Genomic DNA, 2036 nt, shown 5'->3' with positions numbered 1-2036 from the left:
GGGATAGGTCCGCCGAGGAGCGGGCCAGGCGAGAAATCTCCAGACCGAAGATGGCGCCTACCTCGCCCAGACAGACCCGGCCCACCAGGTCCTTGAAGCCGCTTCGTCCCTCGGCCGAGCGACCCGAGAGCCCCAGGTCGGCGTCGATCACCTCGACCTGGGAGCGGGGCCAGCCGAAGCGGACAGCCTCGTCGGCGAGCGCATACTGGCGAGCCGTCGACTCGGTGTTCTCGCGCACCTGAGCCATCGAGGACTGTCGGATGTAGATCAGGGCGAGCCGCTCCCAATGGGAGGCGGTGATCTTCTCCGCCCCTCTCATCACCGGCCTCCAGGGCAGCTGCGGCCATGTTGGCCAGCACTGCCACCGCCTCGGAGATCAGCGCCAATTAGGTCAGCTCCCCCCGAGCCAGGAGCTCGATGTTGATGCGTGAGATCTCCTCCAGGGCGCCACGCACCTGGAGTGAGATCGCCGCTCCCCGGCGCACCGCCTCGGCCGCCGAGGCCGGCACGTACACCGTGGGGGTACGGCCTCCCGCTCGTGGGAGCACCACGTAGGTGTAGGGACCGTGCAACTCGCCCCTCGCGCATCGGCATCCCTCCTTGCCACAACGCCGTCCTTGTTCGACTACCGAGCCGGAGATCAGCCCCTCCACGTCTGGCAGCGAGCGCGCAAGACGTCGACGACGGGCCCGTAGGGCTCGAGTGGTCATTGCTGAGATGGTGATCTTGTTTGGCAATGCCATATAAGATCATAGCCGATCCAGGCCCCGCTGTGTACGGCGCGAACGCGGCAGGGCTGCGACCAACTCGGCGAGCGCCGCCAGGCCTTCTGCCGCCAGGCGGTGGTTCAGCGCAGCTGGTACCTGGTCGGTCCAGCCGATCGGCAGGGTCACCCGCCCCGCCAGACCTCCCTCGCAGACCAGCACCCGCTCCGCCCCCGGGCGACGCCGCTCGAGGACGACCGGCAGTCTCTTGCCGGCCAGCGGGTGGTACGGATGGGTGACGACGATCGAGTCCGAAACTGAACTCGGCCGAGATGTATGGGCTTTATGCCGGGACCGTGGGCACGCCGAGCACTCTGACCGCGCCACCCGACTTCTTCGGTATTTCTACCGATCGCACCGGGGGCGGGAAGTAGGCTCCCGAGGACATCCGGTTCCAGAGTTTGTACAGGTTTCCTTTCAGATTCCCTTCGAACTCCGCGATGGACTCCCCATCGACTCCTGCTACTCCTCTGTTCGCTTTGACCCTGCGATACGCCTCCCAGACTGTCTGCTTGGAGATCGCAAATGGTTTCGGTCTTGGCTCGACCGGCGGTTCCTCCTGCCCCGGCAGTTGCCCGCCGACCGAGCCCGGATGACCCGTCCCCTTGGCTCCGCCAGCATTACCAGGCTTCATCGCTACTACGGGACGGTCCGCCACTGCGGCCCGCATCGGTACTCTGCCCCTTGCGGATTCAGCCGCTTGGGGTTCTCCCTCTCGCTCCGGGCTTGCCTCGCGTGGCTTCCCCATCGCGCTATCGAGTCGCAGCTTCCCACGTTCCATGTTGGTGCCTGAACCGGGCTCACGCCGCCTTTACGCCGGATGCCGCCTGGGCCGCAAGCAGGCTCCTCCCAGGCTTGTCCCGAGACCAAAAGCATTCTCGGTTTCGACATCGTTGAGGGCTTTCGACGCGTCATCGACGGTTCACTTTCGTTCGTCTTCTCCGGTTCTCACCTGGCGTCCTCTCATGGTCGCCTTTTCCGCAACGCTCACCACCCCGGCCGTTGTGCCGGCGCAGCTTGCGGTGGTTTGGGGCCTCCTCCTGATAGGCGACCCCGGGGGGCCTTCCCCCATCGTCAACGCAGCACCCTGTCGGGTTGTCACCTACATCAGATCAACCTCCCAGGTTCGTGCTCGCAATGGAAGCTGCAGGACGGCGCCGGGAAGGCCAAGTTCTTGCTCCGTGACCGCGATTCCAAGTTCACCGCCGCCTTAGATCAGGTCTTCGGCTCCGAAGGCGTGAAGGTCTTGCGGCTGCCCTGCCGGGCGCCTCG

2 protein-coding genes and 1 pseudogene are annotated in these 2036 nt (G+C 65.7%); all 3 read right to left on the bottom strand.

The window, feature by feature from the left end; genetic code table 11:
• On the bottom strand, nucleotides 1-319 hold a 319-nt coding region (locus VFW45_04555), incomplete at its 3' end, for a recombinase family protein (protein ID HEU5180036.1).
• Between the two features lie 67 nt (nucleotides 320-386).
• Nucleotides 387-710 carry a DUF6788 family protein gene (locus tag VFW45_04550; GenBank protein ID HEU5180035.1) on the bottom strand — a complete coding sequence of 108 codons (324 nt, stop codon included), beginning with the start codon at nucleotides 708-710 and terminating at the stop codon, nucleotides 387-389.
• Between the two features lie 346 nt (nucleotides 711-1056).
• Nucleotides 1057-1434, bottom strand: a pseudogene (locus VFW45_04545) (group II intron reverse transcriptase/maturase).
• Nucleotides 1435-2036: the final 602 nt, after the last annotated feature.

Source organism: Candidatus Polarisedimenticolia bacterium (assembly GCA_035764505.1).
Lineage (GTDB): Bacteria > Acidobacteriota > Polarisedimenticolia > Gp22-AA2 > AA152 > AA152.
Note: the sequence above shows the minus strand (reverse complement) of the source record. Positions and strands in the feature narration are given on the sequence as shown.